Below are 17,864 nucleotides of genomic sequence, written 5' to 3'. Positions count from 1 at the left end.
CCGCCCGATCAACAACAGAGGGAACACAAATGAGCTTCACTCGCCGCAATCTGCTTCTTCTCGCTGTCGCCATCGGCATCGCCGCCGGACCCGCCACCGCCTATGCCGCCGACGTGCTGAATGTCGGCGCCTACCCGACCAATCCGCCCTTCGAGTACAAGAACGAGAGCGGCACCTTCGAGGGTTTTGAAGTCGACATCGTCAACGAAGCGGCCAAGCGCGTCGGCATGACCACCGATATCGCCGATCTCGGCTTCCAGGCGCTGTTCGCCGCCACGACGTCGAAGCGCATCGACGTCGCCATCTCGTCGATCACCATCACGCCGGAGCGGCTGAAGTCGCAGTCGTTCACGCAGCCCTACTATGATTCCGACATGGGCATCGCCACCAAGACCGACAGCCCGATCAAGGCCGAGGCCGACCTCAAGGGCAAGATCGTCGGCGTGCTGTCCGGATCGACCGGCGAAACCTGGGTCAAGGCGCATCAGGAGGCTGACGGCTTCAGCGACGTGAAGGGCTATGACACGCAGCAGAACCTGCTGCTCGACCTCAGCGCCGGCCGCGTCGATGCCGCCGTCAGCGACATTCCGGGCATGCAGTATTCCTTCACCAAGATGAAGGACCTGACCGTCAAGGAGCGCATCAAGACCGGCGAACAATACGGCCTGATGATGACCAAGGACCACCCGCTGCTCGGCAAGCTGAACGACGCCCTGACCGCGATGAAGAAGGACGGCACGCTGGCCGCCATCCACAAGAAGTGGTTCGGCAGCGACGCCCCCGCCGATTCCTCGACGGTCAAGGAAATGCCGCTGCCGAAGGCCTGAGCGGCAATGCACTGAAATCGTGCCGGCTTTCCAGGCCGGCACGATTCATTTGATGCTCCGACGCCAGCCTTCGCGCAAACCGTCTCGCCATCGGCGAGGCCAATTGATTTTAACTGGGCACACTTTGCTCTGGCGTCACGGGACGCAAAACGGTTCGGGAACGCTCCCATGTCGCTGCTGGACACCTTCTTCAACCCCGATGTCATCATGTCCAGCCTGCCAGCGCTGCTGCGCGGCTTCCTGAACACGCTGCTGCTCGGGCTGCTCAGCATCGGCATCGGCATCCCCATCGGCCTGTTGATCAGCCTGGTGCGGCTCTACGCGCCGAAGCCGCTGCGGTGGCTCGCGATCGGCTACACCGACATCTTCCGCGCCCTGCCGGTGCTGGTCGTGCTGATCCTGATCTACTACGCGCTGCCCTTCCTCGGCATACGCCTGTCGTCCTGGGCCTCCGCGGTGACTGCCTTCGCCTTCATCATGTCGGCCTATTCGAGCGAAGTGTTCCGCTCCGGCATCGAAAGCATTCCGCGCGGCCAGTTCGAGGCATCGCAGGCGCTTGGCCTGCCGTTCCTGCTGACCTTGCGCAAGGTGGTGCTGCCGCAGGCGGTCCGCGTGGTCATACCGCCGATGACCAGCAACTGCGTCTCGATGTTCAAGGACACTTCGCTCGCTTCGACCGTGGCGCTGCCGGAACTCTTGAAGGAAGCGACCAACGCGCAGTCGCTTTACGCCAACCCCTCGCCGCTGATCGGCGCAGCCCTTGTCTATCTCATCTTCCTCTGGCCGATGGTTCGCCTCGTCAGCCTGCTCGAGCGCCGCTTCAAGACCGAGAAGACGCGCTGACCTCGCCAATCGATCCCAACCGCCAAGTCCTTCGCAGGAGCGTATCCGTGAACAAGCATCAAACCGACAAAGCGAACAGCGCCTCCGGCGCATTCCCGGTCGAAACCATCCGCGCCATGTTTCCGGCCCTGCAGCAGGCCGGCGACTTCATCTTCCTGGACAACGCCGCCGGCGCGCAGATCCCGCGGAGCGTGCTCGACGCGGTGACCAACCATCTGGTCGCGCACAATGTGCAGCGCGGCGGCCGCTATGGCCGCAGCGTCGCCGTCGACCAGTCGGTCGCCGATGCGCGCGCGAGCGTGGCCTTGCTGATCAACGCCTACAGTCCGGCGGAAATCTGCTTCGGCATGAACGCCACCTCGTTCATCCGCCTGGTCAGCCTCGGCATCGGCCAGATGCTGTCCGAGCGCGACGAGATCGTCATCACCGACATGGACCATGATGCCAACATCGCCACATGGCTGGCACTGGAGCAGGCCGGCGCCAAGTTCAAATGGTGGCGGATGCGCGACGACGGCAACCTGCATGTCGACGATTTGCGCCCGCTGGTTTCCGACCGCACCCGCCTCGTCGCCTGCACGGTGACGGCGCATTCGATCGGCTCGATCGTGGACGTCGCCTCGGTGGCGAGGATCGCGCATGCGGCCGGCGCGGAAGTGTTCCTCGACTGCGTGCACTATGGGCCGCACGGGCTGATCGACGTGCAGGCCTGGGACTGCGACTATCTCGTCTGCTCCGGCTACAAGAATTTCTCGCCGCATATGGGCTTCCTGTGGGGCCGCTTCGAAACGCTGAAGCGGCTGCCGACGTTCCGCGAGGATTTCATCCCCGACGAGCCGCCCTACAAGGTCGAGGCCGGCACCTTCATCTACGAGAATGTCTCGGGCATGGATGCCGCCGTGCAGTATCTGGAGCTGATCGGCCGCAACCTTGCGCCATCCAACAACCGCTCGCGGCGCGAAAACATCGTTGCCGGCATGGGCGCCATCCGCGACTATGAGCTGGTGCTGGCGCGCGAGATGCTCGCCGTGCTCAAGGGTTGCGGTGCGACCATCTATGGCGTCGCCGACGAAGCCCGAATCAATGAACGCGTGCCGACCTTCTGTTTCAACATCGGCAAACTGTCGCCGCAGCGGATCGTCGAGGAGATGGCCGAAATGCAGATCGGCATCCGCGACGGCCACATGTACGCGCCGCGCCTGATGAAGCGCCTCAACCTCTCGATGGACAGCGGCGCCATCCGCGCTTCCCTCGTCCACTACAACACGGTGGAGGAAGTCCGACGGTTCGGCGAAGCGCTGCGCACCATCATCGCCAAGTTGTCTTGAAATGGCTGGTCCCGGCGACTCCGCTCCGAGCGCCAATGATGCGACACCTCTTGTTGTGCTCAGTGAACCCGCACCAGAGGACATCGTCGCGCTCGAGGATAGCCTCTACGGCTTCAACGTCGCCGCCACCGGCGTCGATGACGGCCGCTATCTGTCGATCCTCCTGAAGAGAGACGACGGGACGATCTATGCCGGTCTCCATGGGCACAGTTGGGCGGGCGTGTGCGAAATCAAAACGCTATGGATCGCTGACAGCGAGCGCGGCAAGGGCCTTGGCTCACGCCTCCTCGCCGAAGCTGAGCGGGAGGCGCGGCGGCGCGGATGCCATGTCATCCATCTTGCGTCCTTCACCTTCCAGGCGCCGAACTTCTACGAGAGGCATGGATTTCAGCGGCTGACGCAACTCGAGGACTTCCCGCGCGGTCACGCCAATGTCTTGCTCGCAAAAACACTGGTGCCCGCCACACCCGCCTAGTTTACCTCGTCAGATCGTGACAGCCGGGGTCAGGCGGCCTTCTTCTTCGCCAGTCTCGCCTTGATCGAGGCGATGTCGGCGCGCGGCGTCGCCGCGAACAGCGTCCTGGTGTAGCTGTGCTTGGGATCGGCGAAGACCTCCTCGCGCGAGCCGTATTCGACCGCCTCGCCGAAATACATCACCATCACATCGTCGGCGATATAGCGCACCACGGACAGGTCGTGGCTGATGAAAACGTAGGTCAGTTGGAACTCGTCCTGCAGGTCGGCGAGCAGGTTGAGCACCTGCGCCTGCACCGACAGGTCGAGCGCGGAGACGGGCTCGTCCAGCACCAGAAGGCTCGGGTTGAGCATCAGCGCGCGGGCAATGGCGATGCGCTGGCGCTGGCCGCCCGAGAACATGTGCGGGTAGCGGTTGTAGTGCTCGGGTCCGAGGCCGACCTTCTTCAGCATCTTCATGGCGAGGTCGCGCCGTTCCTCGGCCGGCTTGTTGGTGTTGATGAGCAGCGGCTCGCCGAGCACGTCGCCGATCTTCTGGCGCGGATTGAGCGACCCGTAGGGGTTCTGGAAGACGATCTGCACCTTGCGGCGCATCTCCTTGGTCAATCCGTTCCTGGCGATGTCGACCTTGTTGCCGTCGATGAACAGCTCACCCGACGTCGCCGGATCGATCAGCGTGATGATGCGGGCAAGCGTCGACTTGCCACAACCGCTTTCACCGACGATGGCCAGCGTCTTGCCCTTGTCGACGCTGAACGAAACGCCCTTGACCGCATGCACCGTGCGCTGGCCGCGAAACAGGCCGCCACCAATATGGTAGTCGCGCACGATGTTCTTGCCTTCGACGACCTTGATGCTCATGCGGCGGCTCCCGAGGGCGCCGGTTCGAACACCATGTCGGACACGGTCGGCAGCCGGTCGCCGACGGCATTCTCCGGCAGCGCCGACAAGAGCGCGCGGGTGTAATTGCTCTTCGGCGATTCAAACAGCGACAGCACGTCGGCCTCTTCCATCTTGCGGCCCTTGTACTGGACGATGACGCGGTCGGCGGTCTCGGCCACCACGCCCATATTGTGGGTGATCATGATCAGGCCCATGCCGTATTTGGCCTGCAGCGAGACCAGGAGATCGAGGATCTGCTTCTGGATGGTGACGTCGAGCGCCGTCGTCGGCTCATCGGCGATCAGAAGTTTCGGATTGCAGGCAATGGCTATGGCGATCATGACGCGCTGGCACTGGCCGCCCGACATCTGGTGCGGGAACGAGTTGAGCCGTTCCGCCGGCTCGGCAATACCGACCTGCGTCAGGAGTTCGATGGCGCGCGCCCGGCGTTGTGCACCGTCCATGCCCATATGGAAGCGCAGCACCTCCTCGATCTGGAAACCGACGGTGAAGCAGGGATTGAGGCTGGCCATAGGCTCCTGGAAGATCATCGATATGTCCTTGCCGATGATCTTGCGCCGCTCGGCCGGGCTCATCTTCAGAAGCTCGCGGCCATTGAAGCTCATGCGGTCGGCGGTGACCTTGGCGGTCCATGGCAGCAGTCCCATCACCGCCAGCATCGACACCGACTTGCCGGAGCCGGATTCGCCGACGATGGCCAGCACTTCGCGCTCGTCGACATGCAGCGAGACGCCGTCGACCGCCCGGAACGGACCAGACGCGGTCTGGAATTCGACGACGAGATTCTGGATCTCGAGCAGCGCCATCACGACCTCCTCAATTTCGGATCGAGCGCGTCCCGAAGACCGTCGCCGATCAGATTGATGGCAAGCACGGTGATCAGGATCGCCAGGCCGGGGAAGGTCACCACCCACCACGCGCGCAGGATGAACTCGCGCGCCGAAGCGAGCATCGTGCCCCATTCGGGCGTCGGCGGCTGGGCGCCGAGGCCGAGGAAGCCAAGAGCGGCCGCTTCGAGAATGGCGTTGGAGAATGACAAGGTACCCTGGACGATCAGCGGTCCCAGGCAATTCGGCAAGATGGTGCGAAGCATCAGCCTGATATGGCCGGCGCCGGCGACCTTCGCCGCCACGACATACTCGCGGCTCTTCTCCGCCATCACGGCGGCGCGCACCAGCCGCGCGAAATGCGGCTGCAGGACGAGCGCGATGGCCAGCATCGCGTTGAACAAGCCGGGGCCAAGAATGGTGACCAGGACAAGCGCCAGGAGCAGCGACGGGAACGCCAGGATGAGGTCCATCAATCGCATGATCGCCACGTCGACCCAGCCGCGGAAATAGCCGGCCAGCAGGCCGAGCGTGATGCCGCCGGTGAGCGCCAGCGTCACCACGACAGCGCCGATGAGCAGCGAGAAGCGCGCGCCGTAGAGCAGGCGCGAAAGGATGTCGCGGCCGACAGGATCGGTGCCAAGCAGGTATTGCGCGCTGCCGCCGGCCTGCCATGCTGGCGGTCTCAGAAACGCGGTCTTGTCCTGGATGTCGGGCGCATAGGGCGCGAGCAGCGGCGCAAACAAAGCCGCCAGCACCAGCAGGATGAAGACGAACAGGCCGATCACGGCGCCGCGGTTGACCGAGAAGTAGTGCCAGAAGGTCCTGAACCCGGTCAGGCGGTCAGGATTGCCGGCGGCGAGCGCGGTGACTTCGGTCGACTGGCTCATCACGCGGCCCGTATGCGCGGGTTGATGACGGCGTAGAGCACGTCGACAATGAGGTTCACGGCCATGACGATGAGGGCGATCAAAAGCAAACCTGACTGCACGACGACATAGTCGCGCTTGAAGATGGAATCGACCATCCACTTGCCGATGCCCGGCCAGGCGAAGATGGTCTCGGTGAGGATGGCGCCGGCGAGCAGCGTGCCGATCTGCAGGCCGATGGTGGTGACCACCGGGATGAGCGCATTGCGCAACGCATGCAGACCGACCACCCGCGACGGCGACAGGCCCTTGGCGCGCGCCGTGCGCACATAGTCCTCGCCCAGGACTTCCAGCATGGCCGAACGCGTCTGGCGGGCGATCACCGCCAGCGGGATGGTGCCGAGCACGATCGCCGGCAGGACCAGGTGGCTCAACGCCGAGCGGAACGCATCCCATTTGCCATAGAGCAGGGTATCAATGGTCATGAAGCCGGTGATCGGCTTGAAGAAGAACTGCAGGCCGATGCGGCCCGAAACCGGTGTCCAGCCGAGGTAGCCGGAGAAGAAGATGATCAGCAGCAGGCCCCACCAGAAGATCGGCATGGAATAGCCGACGAGCGCCGTGCCCATCAGCGACTGGTCGAACCACGAGCCGCGCTTGACCGCCGCGAAGATGCCGGCCGGGATGCCGAGCACCATGGCGAAAATCATGGCGAAGAACGACAGTTCCATTGTTGCCGGAAAGAGGGTCTTGAACTCCTCCATCACCGGGCGCTTGGACGAGATCGAGACGCCGAAATCACCGGTCGCGACCTCACCGACATAGCGGGCATATTGCTGCCAGATCGGCAGATTGTAACCGAACTGTTCCTTGAGCTCCTCGTAGCGGGCCGGCGCCACGCCGTGTTCACCGGCCATGGCAAGGATGGGATCGCCGGGCAGCAGCCTGACGAAGGCGAAGGCACAGATAGTGATGCCGACAAGCGTCGGAATCAAAAGTGCAATTCTGTGAAGAATATATTTGAGCATGGCGAAGGGGGCGGCGCTCTAGAGCGCCGCCCCACTCAATATCTTATTCGGCTTTGTCGACGCCGTCGAAGCGGTGAATGCCGAGCGGGTCCATCATGAAACCGCTGACATTCTTGCGAACGACCGCGTAGACTTGGCTATGCGCCAGCAGGAAGGCCGGAGCCTGCTTCTGGAAGACCACCTGCGCCTGTTCGTAAAGCTTGGTGCGTTCAGCCTGGTCGCTGGTCTTCTTGGCCTTCTGGATCAGGTCCTCGAAGTCCTTGTCGCACCAGCTCGAGTAGTTCGAGACGCCGATCGCGGAGCAGGCGAACAGCGTGGCGAAGAAGTTGTCCGGATCGCCATTGTCGCCGGTCCAGCCGATCTGGAAGGCGCCTGGACGATCCTTCTTCTTGCCCTCCGAGCGATACTTGGTCCACTCGTAGTTGACGATCTCGGCCTTGACGCCGACCTTGGCCCAGTCGGCCTGGATCAGTTCGGCGGCACGCTGGAAGTTCGGGTTGTAAGGACGAACGCGATCAGAAGCCCAGAGCTGGATTTCCGTGAGCCCGGCAGCGGCCAGCACCTTCTTGGCGGCTTCCGGATCATAGGCGTCGGACTTCACATCCTTGTTCCACGACCACATGGTCGGCGGGATCAGGTTTTCGGCCGGCGTGGCGCCGGCATCCTGGAACAGCGACTTGATCAGCGATTCCCGATCGATCGCCTGGTTGAGCGCATGGCGCACCTCGGGCTTGTCGAGCGGCGGGATGGTGGTGTTGTAGCTCATGTAGCCGATGTTCAGGCCGGCCTGATCCATCAGGGTCACGTCCTGGTTGGCCTTGATCGTGCCGATGTCGGCAGGATTCGGATAGGGCGCGATGTCGCATTCGCCGGCGAGCACCTTCTGGATGCGGGCGGTCGCGTCAGGGGTGATGGCGAAGACGAGATCGTCGATCTTCTCCTTGCCCTTGAAATAGTCCGGGTTGGCCGCATAGCGGATGACCGAATCCAGCTGGTAGTCAACGAACTGGAACGGACCGGTGCCGATCGGCTTGGTGGAGAAATCGGCCATCTTGCCGGACTTCTCCAGCTGGTCGGCATATTCCTTCGACACGATCGAGGCGAAGTCCATGCCGAGATTGGCCAGCATCGGTGCATTCGGCTCGGTCAGCGTCAGCTTGACGGTCAGGTCGTCGACCTTTTCCCACTTGGCGACGTATTTCGGCATGTCCATGCCGGTGTAGTAGTCCCAGGTCAGGTTGGGCAGATACTTGTCACCGTTCCAGGGATTCGCCTTGTTGAATTGGCGATCGAAAGAGAAGACCACGTCGTCCGCATTGAGGTCGCGGGTCGGCTTGAAAAAATCGGTGGTCTGGAACTTCACGCCCGGATGCAGGTGGAAGGTATAGACCAGGCCGTCGTCGGAGATTTCCCACTTGTCGGCGAGGCCGGGCTCGACCTCGGTGCCGCCATGCTTGAATTCGACCAGGCGCGAATAGACGGTACGCGACGAGGCATCGAAGTCGTTGCCGCCGGTCGTCGTACCTGGATCAAAATTGGCCGGCGACGCTTCCGAGCAATAGACAAGCGTCTTTGCATTGGCCATGCCGCCCAGGACGCTCGCGGCCAGCAACGCGGCCGCAAAAGCGAGTTTCTTTTTCATTGAGCACTCCCTGATGTTCTTCCAAGCCCTCTATCAGGCTCGCGAAGCGCGCATATAAGCACCGTTTTTCCGGCTTTGGAACACCCCGTTTGCTTACCCCGCGGGAAGCGGGAAAAAAATCCGCGATTTTGCCAAACGGCAGAAAAAATTAGCAGTTTTTTCCATTCACGCTATTATTAACGACCGCATTTTTTTATTGATCGCCAATCCGGCGATATTAGAGGCGCGCGCGCCTTCGCCCGGCCGCGAATACGGGAAGAGACCGGTTCGAAGTGTCGGCGGCGGGAAAGATTTTCGGCGGCAAATCTTTCCCGTCCTGCCGCAGGGGCAAGACTTGCACGGCCGCCAATAGAGGCAATACATAGATGACATACCGGCAGCAGCGGAGGATGTCCCTGTCAATTCAGGGGCGAGCGCGGCGCGGACGAACGAGAACGATCCAGGGAGGAACGGGTGGCAAAGACAGCAAAGAAGGCAGCGCCGGCGAAGGCACCGGCCAAGGCGGCCTCGGGACCGGCCGCCAGCCCTGACCGGCAGGGAGCGCCCGCCACCAAAGCAGCGACCGCGAAGGCAAAAGCGAAGCCAGCAACGAAATCGTCGCCGGCAAAAGCGGCAGCCAAGGCCACCCCGACAAAGACCGCGTCGCCAAAGGCGGCTCCGGCGAAGACTGGAGCTTCGAAAGCCGCGCCGGCCGCGAAGCCCGTCGCAACTGCCGCCAAGCGACTGCCGAAGGCGCTGACCGCGCTCGCCGCCGGGCTGCCGGAAAAGCCATGGCTCAAGAGCTATCCGAAGAACATGCCGGCCGAAATCGGCGTCCTGCCCTACAGCTCCATCGGTGACTTCCTGGTCGCCACCTGCAAGCAGTTTTCCGCGCAGCCCGCTTTCACCTGCATGGACAAGTCCATCAGCTACGCCGAGATCGAGCGGCTGTCGGCGGCCTTCGGCGCCTATCTGCAGTCGAAAGGGTTGCAGAAAGGCGCGCGCGTCGCCCTGATGATGCCGAACGTGCTGCAATATCCGGTGGCGATGATGGCCATCCTGCGCGCGGGATACGCCGTGGTGAACGTCAACCCGCTCTACACACCGCGCGAACTCGAACATCAGCTCAAGGATTCGGGCGCGCAGGCCATCGTCATCCTGGAGAACTTCGCCAGCACCTTGCAGGCCGTGGTCGCCAGGACCGCGGTCAAGCATGTCGTCGTCGCTGCGATGGGCGACATGCTTGGCGCCCTGAAGGGGACCATCGTCAATCTTGTCGTGCGCCGCGTGAAGAAGATGGTGCCGGCATGGTCGCTGCCCGGCCATGTCAAGTTCAACGCGGCCGTGAAGGCCGGTGCCGGCTTGCGTTTCACGCCAGCCACGGTGGCGGCCGACGATGTCGCCTTCCTGCAATATACCGGCGGCACCACGGGGATTTCGAAGGGCGCGGTGCTGCTGCACAGCAACGTGCTGGCCAATGTCGTTCAGAACGCGCTGTGGCTGGAAGACGCCTACACCAACAAGCCGAAGCCGGCGCATCCGAACTTCATCTGCGCGCTGCCGCTCTATCATATCTTCGCGCTGACGGTGAACGCGCTGATGGGCATGCAGCAAGGCGCCCGCAACGTGCTCATTCCCAATCCGCGCGACATCCCGGGTTTCGTCAAGGAACTGGCAAAATATCCGGTCCACATCTTTCCGGGTCTCAACACGCTGTTCAACGCGCTGCTCAACAACGAGGATTTCCGCAAGCTCGACTTCAAGCCGCTGATCCTGACGCTGGGTGGCGGCATGGCGGTGCAGAAGGGCGTTGCCGAACGCTGGAAGTCGCTGACCGGCTGTCCGGTCACCGAAGGCTATGGCCTCTCGGAAACTTCGCCGGTGGCCACCGCCAACAAGTTCAGCGCCAGCGATTTCACCGGCACGATCGGCCTGCCGCTGCCCTCGACGGAGATCGCCATTCGCGACGATGACGGCAACAACCTGCCGCTCGGCGAGGTCGGCGAGATCTGCATCAGGGGACCGCAAGTGATGGCGGGGTACTGGAACCGGCCGGACGAGACCGCCAAGGTGATGACCAAGGACGGCTATTTCAAATCCGGCGACATGGGCTTCATGGACGAGCGCGGCTACACCAAGATCGTCGACCGCAAGAAGGACATGATCCTCGTCTCGGGCTTCAATGTCTATCCGAACGAACTCGAGGAAGTCGTCGCCCAGCATCCGGGCGTGCTCGAAGTCGCGGCGGTCGGCGTGCCGGACGAGCATTCGGGCGAAGTGCCGAAGCTGTTCGTGGTCAAGAAGGATCCGGCGCTGACCGCCGAGGCGCTGACCGCCTATTGCCGCGAGAACCTGACCGGCTACAAGCGGCCCAAATACATCGAATTCAGGACCGAGCTGCCGAAGACGCCGGTCGGCAAGATCCTGCGGCGGGCGCTGCGGGAATAGGCAGGATCTTGGGTGACAAGCTCGCCACCGACGATGCGCCGGATCGGCGCTCGCGCCTCGACCCGGCGATGTTCATCAAGGCGAACATGCGCCTTGTTCCGGTACCTGCGCTTCCCGAGATCCAGTTCTACACGGCTCATCCCGGCAGCGGATTGAGGCGGCTCGTCGAGCCCGAGGACGAGAGCGGCGAGGAAGATTCGCCGGAGCCACAACCGCCCTACTGGGCCTATGCGTGGGCCGGTGGCACCGTGCTCGCGCGCTATGTCCTCGACCGTCCGACGACCGTGGCCGGGCGCCGCGTGCTCGACCTCGGAGCCGGCTCCGGCATTGTCGGCATTGCCGCCGCGAAAGCCGGGGCGCGCGAAGTGATCGCCGCCGAGATCGACCGCAACGGTGTCGCCGCGCTCGGCCTCAATGCAGCAGCCAACGGCGTCGCCATAACGGTGATCGGCAAGGATATCACCACGGGTTCGCCACCCGCGATCGACCTGGTGCTCGCCGGCGATGTGTTCTACGGGCAGGACGTCGCCTGGCGGGTCATTCCCTTCTTCAACCGCTGCCTCGCCGCCGGCATCGAAGTCCTGGTCGGCGACCCGGGTCGGGCCTACCTGCCACGATCGCGGCTGCGGCGGCTTGCCGAATACGAGGTGCCGGATTTCGGCCAGACGAAAGGCACAGCGCTGGAGCCGAGCGGCGTCTTTCGTTTCGAGGCGGATTTGGTCCCCGCCAGTGCTGCCGGTATCAGATCGTCTCCTTGACCCGCGCGGAAAGGAAATCCGGCAGATCGGCGACGGAATCGAGGACGACGTCGGCAATGCTGGCCAGCGATTCACGGGTGCCGGTGCCCGAGAGCACGCCGACCGCCAGGCCGCAGCCGCCGGCCCGCGCCATTTCGAGATCGTGGCGGTTGTCGCCAACCATGGCGATCGCCGACGGCTGCAGGCCGGTGAGATCGCAGAAAGCCAGGATCGTATCAGGCGCCGGTTTGGGATTGGCGACAGCGTCGTAGCCATAGGCCGCGTCGAACAGTTGGGCGACGCCGAGCGTGACCAGCGTCCTTTCCGCGCCGCTGGTCGAATCGTTGGTCGCCACACCAAGCCGGTAGGACTTCCTGTGCAGGACGCTGAGCGTCTCGACGATGCCAGGCAGTGCCACCGCCATCGCCGAGCCCTGCACCGAGGTGATCTCGTTGAAGCGGGCGACGGCCAGCATCTGGTCTTCGTTGGACAACCGCGGGAACCACAATTCGACAACGTCGAGATTGGTGCCGGAGGCAAAGATGGAGTCAGGCTTGAAGCGCCTGGTGGCGAAATCAAATCCGGCCGCGGCGAGCAGCCTGTCGGCTTTCCAGCGATCGCCCTCGGACGCGTCCATGGCCATGAAGTCGGCAACGCCAAGCCAGGTCGCGTTGAAATCGACAAGCGTCCCGTCCTTGTCGAACAATATTCCCTTGATTCCCTTGATGTCTGCCAAGCGCGTCACTCCGACCCACGCAAATGGTGGATGTATTCCACCAGACCAGCGGTCGAGGCATCCCGCTTTGCGGCACTTTCCTTGCCCTCCACGACAGGCAAAAGGCCAGTGGCCAGTTCCTTGCCGAGCTCGACGCCCCACTGGTCGAAGGAGTTGATGTTGAAGAGCGTTCCCTCGACGAAGACGCGGTGTTCGTAGAGCGCGATCAGCCGGCCGAAGGTGCGCGGGTCGAGTTTCCGGTAGAGGATGGTCATCGAGGGCCGGTTGCCGGAGAAGACGCGGTGCGGGGCGATCTTGTCGACCTCGGCGGGCTTCATGCCCTTGGCCAACATCTGGGCGCGCGCCTCCTCCAGCGTGCGGCCCTTCATCAACGCTTCCGACTGCGCCAGGCAGTTGGCGAGCAGCAGATCGTGCTGGTGCTTGAGCTCCGGCTCGTGGCCGACGGCCGCGGCAAGGAACTCGACCGGGATGAAATCGGTGCCCTGGTGCAGCAGCTGGAAGAAGGCGTGCTGGCCGTTGGTGCCGGGCTCGCCCCAGACCAGCGGCCCGGTCGGCGTCGTAGCCGCCGCGCCTTCGAGGGTGACGCTCTTGCCGTTCGATTCCATGTCGAGCTGCTGCAGATAGGCCGGCAGCCTGGACAGGCGCTGGTCGTAAGGGATGACAGCGCGAGCCTGATATCCGCAGATCACGCGATGCCACCAGCCGACCAGCCCCAGAAGCGCCGGCAGGTTCTCCTGGATGGGCGCGGTGCGGAAATGCTCGTCCATCTCGTGCGCGCCATCCAGGAAGGCGCGAAAATTTCTCGGGCCGACAGCGATCATCACCGGCAGGCCGATCGCGCCCCAGACCGAATAGCGGCCACCAACCCAGTCCCAGAAGCCGAAGACGCGGTCGGCGGCGATGCCGAACTTCGCCACCAGGTCGAGCGCGGTCGAGACGGCGGCAAAATGCTTGCCCACCGCATCCTTGCCGAGTGCTTCCTGCACCCATTTGCGCGCCGTCTCGGCATTGGTCATCGTCTCGACGGTGGTAAAGGTCTTGGATGCGATGATGAAAAGCGTGGTTTCGGCGGAAAGGCCCTTCAGCGTGTCGTGGATATGGGCGCCATCGATGTTGGAGACGTAATGGGCGCGCGGCCCGTCATGATAGGGCGCCAGCGCCAGCGTCGCCATGGCCGGACCGAGATCGGAACCGCCGATACCGATGTTGACGATGTCGGTGATCTTCCTGCCGGTGGCGCCGACCGCCTTGCCGGAACGCACGGCATCGGCAAAGGCGCCCATCGCGTCGAGTACGGCGATGACGTCCGCCTTGACATCCTGGCCATCGACCGTGACGCCCTTGCCGGTCAGGTTGCGCAGCGCCGTGTGCAGCACGGCACGATCCTCGGTCAGGTTGATCTTCTTGCCGGCGAACATCGCGGCGCGGCGGCCTTCGAGATCGGCGGCCTTGGCAAGCTTTTCCAGCAAGTCCATGGTCACCGCGTCGACAGCGCATTTCGACCAGTCGAGCAGAAGGTCGCCGTCGGTGGCGGAGAATTTCTCGAACCGCCGCGGATCAGCGGCGAAGGCCTGGCGCATGCTGGCAGCTGCGGCGGCGCGATGATCTCGCAACGCGGCAAGCTGTTTTTGAAAGGCTGACTGATCCACTGGCGGGGGGACTCCTGACGTTTTCGACGCACCATATCAGACCGGATGTTTCCGGCGCGTGTCGTCGCGCCAAAACTATTGAGCCGAATTCCATCCGGTTCAATACGCAGCGATGACGCACTGCATCATGCGGCGATGATGCAGTGCAACATGCGAGGCTGGATTTCGGCCGAAGGATCACTGGCATAAATCTCAACGATCAGAAAAATTGATTGGCGCAACACCTTGTGCCACCGTTACATTCGACTGGTCCAGCCAAGCGAAAAAAGCTGGCCATCGAGGAACATCTTTCATGCCACAGCGAAACGACACGGCGATATGGTCCGGCCTGTTCCGGATTTCGGCTGAATCCGGCCAGACCCTGCAGGCGCAGATTCGCCAGGCCATCGTTGCAGCCATTCTCGATCGCCAGATCGCCGCTTCGATGCCGCTTCCCTCTTGCCGGATCCTCGCCGAGAAACTCGGCGTGGCGCGCGGAACCGTCGTGCTGGCCTTCCAGCAGCTCGTCGACCAGGGATTCCTGGTGGCGCGCGAGCGGCGTGGCCATTTCGTCAATCCCGACGTGCTGGCGACACCAGCCAAGCCGCATCAGAAGGCGCCCGACCAGGCCAACGAGATCGACTGGAAGGCACGCCGACAGATCGCCGCCAGCGACATGCCGCCGCCGGCCAAGCACGAGAACTGGATCAAGTCGTCCTACCCCTTCGTCTACGGCCAGTTCGATCCGGCGCTGTTCCCGACCGCCGAGTGGCGCGAGTGCAACCGCATGGCGCTCGCGGTGCTCGAGATCCGCAACTGGGCGTCCGACATGGTCGATCGCGACGATCCGCTGCTGATCGAGCAGATCCAGGCGCGGCTCTTGCCCCGGCGCGGCATTTTCGCCAATCCCGACGAGATCATCGTCACGCTGGGCGCCCAGAACGCGCTCTACATGCTGGCGACGCTGCTGATGACCAAGGGCTCCAAGGTGGCGATGGAGGACCCCGGCTACCCCGACGCGCGCTCGATCTTCCGGCTTGCGGGCGCCGACATCCAGCCGGTGCCGGTCGACCAGTCCGGCATCGTAACCGCTTCTATTCCCAACGATTCCGGTTTCGTCTTCGTCACGCCCAGCCATCATTGCCCGACCATGGTGCCGCTGTCGGCGGAACGGCGGCAGGATCTCCTGGCACGTGCCAACCGCCACAACCAGATCATCATCGAGGACGGCTATGACAGCCAGCTGCTCGACGAAGCGCCGCAGCAGGCGCTGAAGAGCCTCGACCGCTCCGGCCGCGTCGTCTATGTCGGCTCGATGTCGAAGACGCTGGCTCCGGGGCTGCGGCTTGGCTACATCGTCGCTTCCGCTGGACTAATCTCCGAGCTCAGGGCCCTGCGCCGCTTCATGCTGCGCCATCCGCCAGCCAACAACCAGCGCGCCGTGGCACTCTTCCTGTCGCTCGGCCATCACGAGGCGCTTGTGCGGCGTTTGTCGAGCGCCTTCGACGAGCGGCGCAAGCGCCTGGTTCATGCGATTTCCGCCTTCCTGCCGGAATGGCGCTCGACCGATTCGGCCGGCGGCACGTCGCTGTGGCTCGAGGGGCCGCGCGGCACCGATGCGCGCGGGCTGGCCGAGGCAGCGGCCTCGCGCAGCGTCATCATCGAGCCGGGCGACCGCTTCTTCGACCGCACCGAAAAGCCTTCGCGCTTCATGCGCTTGGGCATCTCGTCGATCGCGCTGCAGCACATCGAGCCCGGCATCCGCGAACTGGCCACCGCGGCCGGACGCAGGCCTGCCGCCGCCTGATCCATCGACCAATCCCTTCAGAGCCGCGCATGCGCGGCCCTGGGTCTTTTAGCTCTGGCATATGCAACCAGACTGGCTGGCTCATAGGCTGTGCCAATGCCGGCGGCATAGTCGGGGCATAAGGGGAAGAAGCAGCCGATGGTGGGCCAACCGCCGCGCCCTGCTTTTCTGAAAGGTGGAGTGTCTGCATGTCTGTGGTTCTTGAAAAGCAGGAAGCGGCGGCGGATCAGCGTTCGCGCCGCTCCGGCGGACGCGAGGCGCGCCGCGCCATGCGGGCCGCGCCGCTGGCCGACGACATCAAGCCGGTACGCGCCGGTCTCGAAGGCGGCAGCTACGGACCGCTGACCGGGAACGACCAGGAGCGCATCCACGAGGCGGTGCTGACCCTTTTGGAGACGGTCGGATTCGCCAACGCCATTCCCTCCTGCATCGAAGCGCTGACCGAGGCCGGCGCCACCTACGCCGACGATGGCCGCATCCGGTTCCCGCGCGCGCTGGTGCTCGATACCATCAAGAAAGCGGCACGGAATTTCACCCTGCACGGCCAGGACCCCAAGCACGACATGCTGATCAAGGGCAAGCGTGTGCACTACGGCACGGCCGGAGCCGCCGTCCATCTGGTCGATGTCGAGAAGCGCGAATACCGCGAGTCGCTGCTGCAGGACATCTATGACGCCGCCCGCATCGTCGAGGGGCTCGACAACATCCATTTCTTCCAGCGGCCGATGGTGCCGCGCGACATTCCCGATCCGCTCGAAATGGACTTCAACACGCTCTATGCCTGCGTGATGGGCACGTCCAAGCATGTCGGCACCTCGTTCACCGTGCGCGAGAACGTGCAGCCGGCGCTCGAAATGCTCTATGCCATTGCCGGCGGCGAGGAGAATTTCCGCGCCCGCCCCTTCGTGTCGAACTCCAACTGCTTCGTCGTGCCGCCGATGAAATTCGCCGAGGACGCCTGCGGCGTGCTCGAAGCCTGCGTCGAGGGCGGCATCCCGATCCTCCTGCTGTCGGCCGGACAGGCCGGCGCCACGGCGCCGGCGGCGATTGCAGGTGCCGTGGTGCAAGCAGTGGCCGAAGTGCTGGCCGGCCTCGTCTATGTCAACGCCATCAAGCCGGGGCATCCGGCGATCTTCGGCACTTGGCCGTTCGTCTCCGACCTCAGGACCGGCGCCATGTCGGGCGGTTCCGCCGAGCAGGCGGTGCTGACCGCGGCCTGCGCGCAGATGGCGCAATTCTACGACCTGCCGGGCGGCTCGGCCGCCGGCATGACGGATTCGAAACTGCCCGACATCCAGTCCGGCTATGAAAAGGGCATTACTGATGTGATGGCCGGCCTGGCAGGGCTCAACCTGGTCTATGAATCGGCCGGCATGCATGCCTCGCTGCTCGGCTTCTGCCTGGAAAGCCTGATCATCGACAACGACATGCTCGGCCACTGCCTGCGCTGCGTGCGCGGCATCGAAGTGTCCGATGAATCGCTGTCGATCGACACCATCGCCGATGTCTGCCTGAAGGGACCGGGACATTATCTCGGCAACGAGCAGACGCTGCGGCTGATGCAGACCGAATATTTCTATCCGGCCGTGGGCGACCGGTTTTCGCCGAAGGAATGGAACGAGAAGGGCCGGCCCGACATCCTGCAGCGGGCGATCATCGAGAAGAAGCGTGTCCTTGCCGAGCGCTTCCCGCGCCATGTCCCCAAGTTGCTCGACGACAAACTGCGCGCCCGCTTTGGCGAGATGATCAAGCTTCCGCGCGGCAGCATGGGCGGATAAGCCCACCCTC

The 17,864-nt window shown here is 63.7% G+C and carries 15 protein-coding genes; 8 read left to right on the top strand and 7 right to left on the bottom strand.

From position 1 onward, the window contains the following. Positions 1–29 precede the first annotated feature (29 nt). The 4 genes from OOJ09_RS15640 (at position 30) to OOJ09_RS15625 (ending at position 3,473) form a co-directional block, all read left to right on the top strand. On the top strand, positions 30–827 hold the full coding sequence (locus tag OOJ09_RS15640; protein ID WP_269906044.1) for an ABC transporter substrate-binding protein: 798 nt from the start codon (positions 30–32) through the stop codon (positions 825–827). A 168-nt stretch (positions 828–995) separates the two neighbouring features. After that, entirely contained in the window at positions 996–1,670 is a 675-nt protein-coding gene (locus OOJ09_RS15635) for an amino acid ABC transporter permease (RefSeq protein ID WP_269906043.1), read from the top strand. 47 nt (positions 1,671–1,717) lie between these two features. Further along, entirely contained in the window at positions 1,718–2,998 is a 1,281-nt protein-coding gene (locus OOJ09_RS15630) for a cysteine desulfurase-like protein (RefSeq protein ID WP_269906042.1), read from the top strand. Between the two features lies 1 nt (position 2,999). After that, the gene (locus OOJ09_RS15625; protein WP_269906041.1) at positions 3,000–3,473 is read left to right on the top strand and encodes a GNAT family N-acetyltransferase; all 474 of its coding nucleotides are present in this window, start codon (positions 3,000–3,002) and stop codon (positions 3,471–3,473) included. Between the two features lie 29 nt (positions 3,474–3,502). On the opposite strand, the gene OOJ09_RS15620 is transcribed toward OOJ09_RS15625, so the two are convergent. Genes OOJ09_RS15620 through OOJ09_RS15600 form a run of 5 tightly spaced genes read right to left on the bottom strand, consistent with a single transcriptional unit; the run spans position 3,503 to position 8,741 of the window. Further along, positions 3,503–4,333 carry a dipeptide ABC transporter ATP-binding protein gene (locus OOJ09_RS15620; protein WP_269906040.1) on the bottom strand — a complete coding sequence of 277 codons (831 nt, stop codon included), beginning with the start codon at positions 4,331–4,333 and terminating at the stop codon, positions 3,503–3,505. Next, on the bottom strand, positions 4,330–5,181 hold the full coding sequence (locus OOJ09_RS15615) for an ABC transporter ATP-binding protein (RefSeq protein WP_269906039.1): 852 nt from the start codon (positions 5,179–5,181) through the stop codon (positions 4,330–4,332). Before OOJ09_RS15615 ends, OOJ09_RS15620 begins: the two co-directional genes overlap by 4 nt. Continuing rightward, positions 5,181–6,092, bottom strand: a complete 912-nt coding sequence (locus tag OOJ09_RS15610) for an ABC transporter permease subunit (RefSeq protein ID WP_091584453.1) — start codon at positions 6,090–6,092, stop codon at positions 5,181–5,183. Before OOJ09_RS15610 ends, OOJ09_RS15615 begins: the two co-directional genes overlap by 1 nt. Beyond that, positions 6,092–7,099 (bottom strand): ABC transporter permease subunit, encoded by a 1,008-nt coding sequence (locus OOJ09_RS15605; RefSeq protein ID WP_269906038.1) that lies wholly within the window; start codon positions 7,097–7,099, stop codon positions 6,092–6,094. Before OOJ09_RS15605 ends, OOJ09_RS15610 begins: the two co-directional genes overlap by 1 nt. Before the next feature lie 43 nt (positions 7,100–7,142). Next, positions 7,143–8,741: an ABC transporter substrate-binding protein gene (locus OOJ09_RS15600; RefSeq protein WP_091584447.1), complete on the bottom strand. Its 1,599-nt coding sequence runs from the start codon at positions 8,739–8,741 to the stop codon at positions 7,143–7,145. A gap of 453 nt (positions 8,742–9,194) precedes the next feature. Here OOJ09_RS15600 and OOJ09_RS15595 point away from each other — a divergent pair, with 453 nt between their 5' ends. Further along, positions 9,195–11,168: a long-chain fatty acid--CoA ligase gene (locus tag OOJ09_RS15595; protein WP_269906037.1), complete on the top strand. Its 1,974-nt coding sequence runs from the start codon at positions 9,195–9,197 to the stop codon at positions 11,166–11,168. Positions 11,169–11,176: 8 nt separating this feature from the next. Then, complete coding sequence (locus tag OOJ09_RS15590; protein ID WP_269906036.1) at positions 11,177–11,926, top strand: class I SAM-dependent methyltransferase; 750 nt, start codon at positions 11,177–11,179, stop codon at positions 11,924–11,926. Here OOJ09_RS15590 and OOJ09_RS15585 read toward each other — a convergent pair. Then, positions 11,910–12,632: an HAD family hydrolase gene (locus OOJ09_RS15585; protein ID WP_269906268.1), complete on the bottom strand. Its 723-nt coding sequence runs from the start codon at positions 12,630–12,632 to the stop codon at positions 11,910–11,912. The two genes, OOJ09_RS15590 and OOJ09_RS15585, sit on opposite strands and share 17 nt — an antisense overlap. 14 nt (positions 12,633–12,646) lie before the next feature. After that, positions 12,647–14,290: a glucose-6-phosphate isomerase gene (gene pgi / locus OOJ09_RS15580; RefSeq protein WP_269906035.1), complete on the bottom strand. Its 1,644-nt coding sequence runs from the start codon at positions 14,288–14,290 to the stop codon at positions 12,647–12,649. A gap of 292 nt (positions 14,291–14,582) precedes the next feature. Between pgi and OOJ09_RS15575 the strand changes: the two genes are divergently transcribed. Both OOJ09_RS15575 and OOJ09_RS15570 read left to right on the top strand, forming a co-directional pair. Continuing rightward, complete coding sequence (locus OOJ09_RS15575) at positions 14,583–16,076, top strand: PLP-dependent aminotransferase family protein (RefSeq protein WP_091584436.1); 1,494 nt, start codon at positions 14,583–14,585, stop codon at positions 16,074–16,076. A 188-nt stretch (positions 16,077–16,264) separates the two neighbouring features. Further along, positions 16,265–17,854 carry a trimethylamine methyltransferase family protein gene (locus OOJ09_RS15570; protein ID WP_269906034.1) on the top strand — a complete coding sequence of 530 codons (1,590 nt, stop codon included), beginning with the start codon at positions 16,265–16,267 and terminating at the stop codon, positions 17,852–17,854. The last annotated feature ends 10 nt before the right edge of the window (positions 17,855–17,864 follow it).

The sequence above is a fragment of the Mesorhizobium qingshengii genome, assembly GCF_027563465.1.
GTDB classification, from domain to species: domain Bacteria; phylum Pseudomonadota; class Alphaproteobacteria; order Rhizobiales; family Rhizobiaceae; genus Mesorhizobium; species Mesorhizobium qingshengii_A.
Note: the sequence above shows the minus strand (reverse complement) of the source record. Positions and strands in the feature narration are given on the sequence as shown.

Excerpts from the sequence above, each read along its gene's own strand:
- OOJ09_RS15635 (WP_269906043.1), top strand. The coding sequence starts at position 996 with ATGTCGCTGCTGGACACCTTCTTCAACCCCGATGTCATCATGTCCAGC.
- OOJ09_RS15620 (WP_269906040.1), bottom strand. The coding sequence starts at position 4,333 with ATGAGCATCAAGGTCGTCGAAGGCAAGAACATCGTGCGCGACTACCAT.
- OOJ09_RS15605 (WP_269906038.1), bottom strand. The coding sequence starts at position 7,099 with ATGCTCAAATATATTCTTCACAGAATTGCACTTTTGATTCCGACGCTT.
- OOJ09_RS15600 (WP_091584447.1), bottom strand. The coding sequence starts at position 8,741 with ATGAAAAAGAAACTCGCTTTTGCGGCCGCGTTGCTGGCCGCGAGCGTC.
- OOJ09_RS15610 (WP_091584453.1), bottom strand. The coding sequence starts at position 6,092 with ATGAGCCAGTCGACCGAAGTCACCGCGCTCGCCGCCGGCAATCCTGAC.
- OOJ09_RS15625 (WP_269906041.1), top strand. The coding sequence starts at position 3,000 with ATGGCTGGTCCCGGCGACTCCGCTCCGAGCGCCAATGATGCGACACCT.
- OOJ09_RS15615 (WP_269906039.1), bottom strand. The coding sequence starts at position 5,181 with ATGGCGCTGCTCGAGATCCAGAATCTCGTCGTCGAATTCCAGACCGCG.
- OOJ09_RS15640 (WP_269906044.1), top strand. The coding sequence starts at position 30 with ATGAGCTTCACTCGCCGCAATCTGCTTCTTCTCGCTGTCGCCATCGGC.
- OOJ09_RS15575 (WP_091584436.1), top strand. The coding sequence starts at position 14,583 with ATGCCACAGCGAAACGACACGGCGATATGGTCCGGCCTGTTCCGGATT.
- OOJ09_RS15570 (WP_269906034.1), top strand. The coding sequence starts at position 16,265 with ATGTCTGTGGTTCTTGAAAAGCAGGAAGCGGCGGCGGATCAGCGTTCG.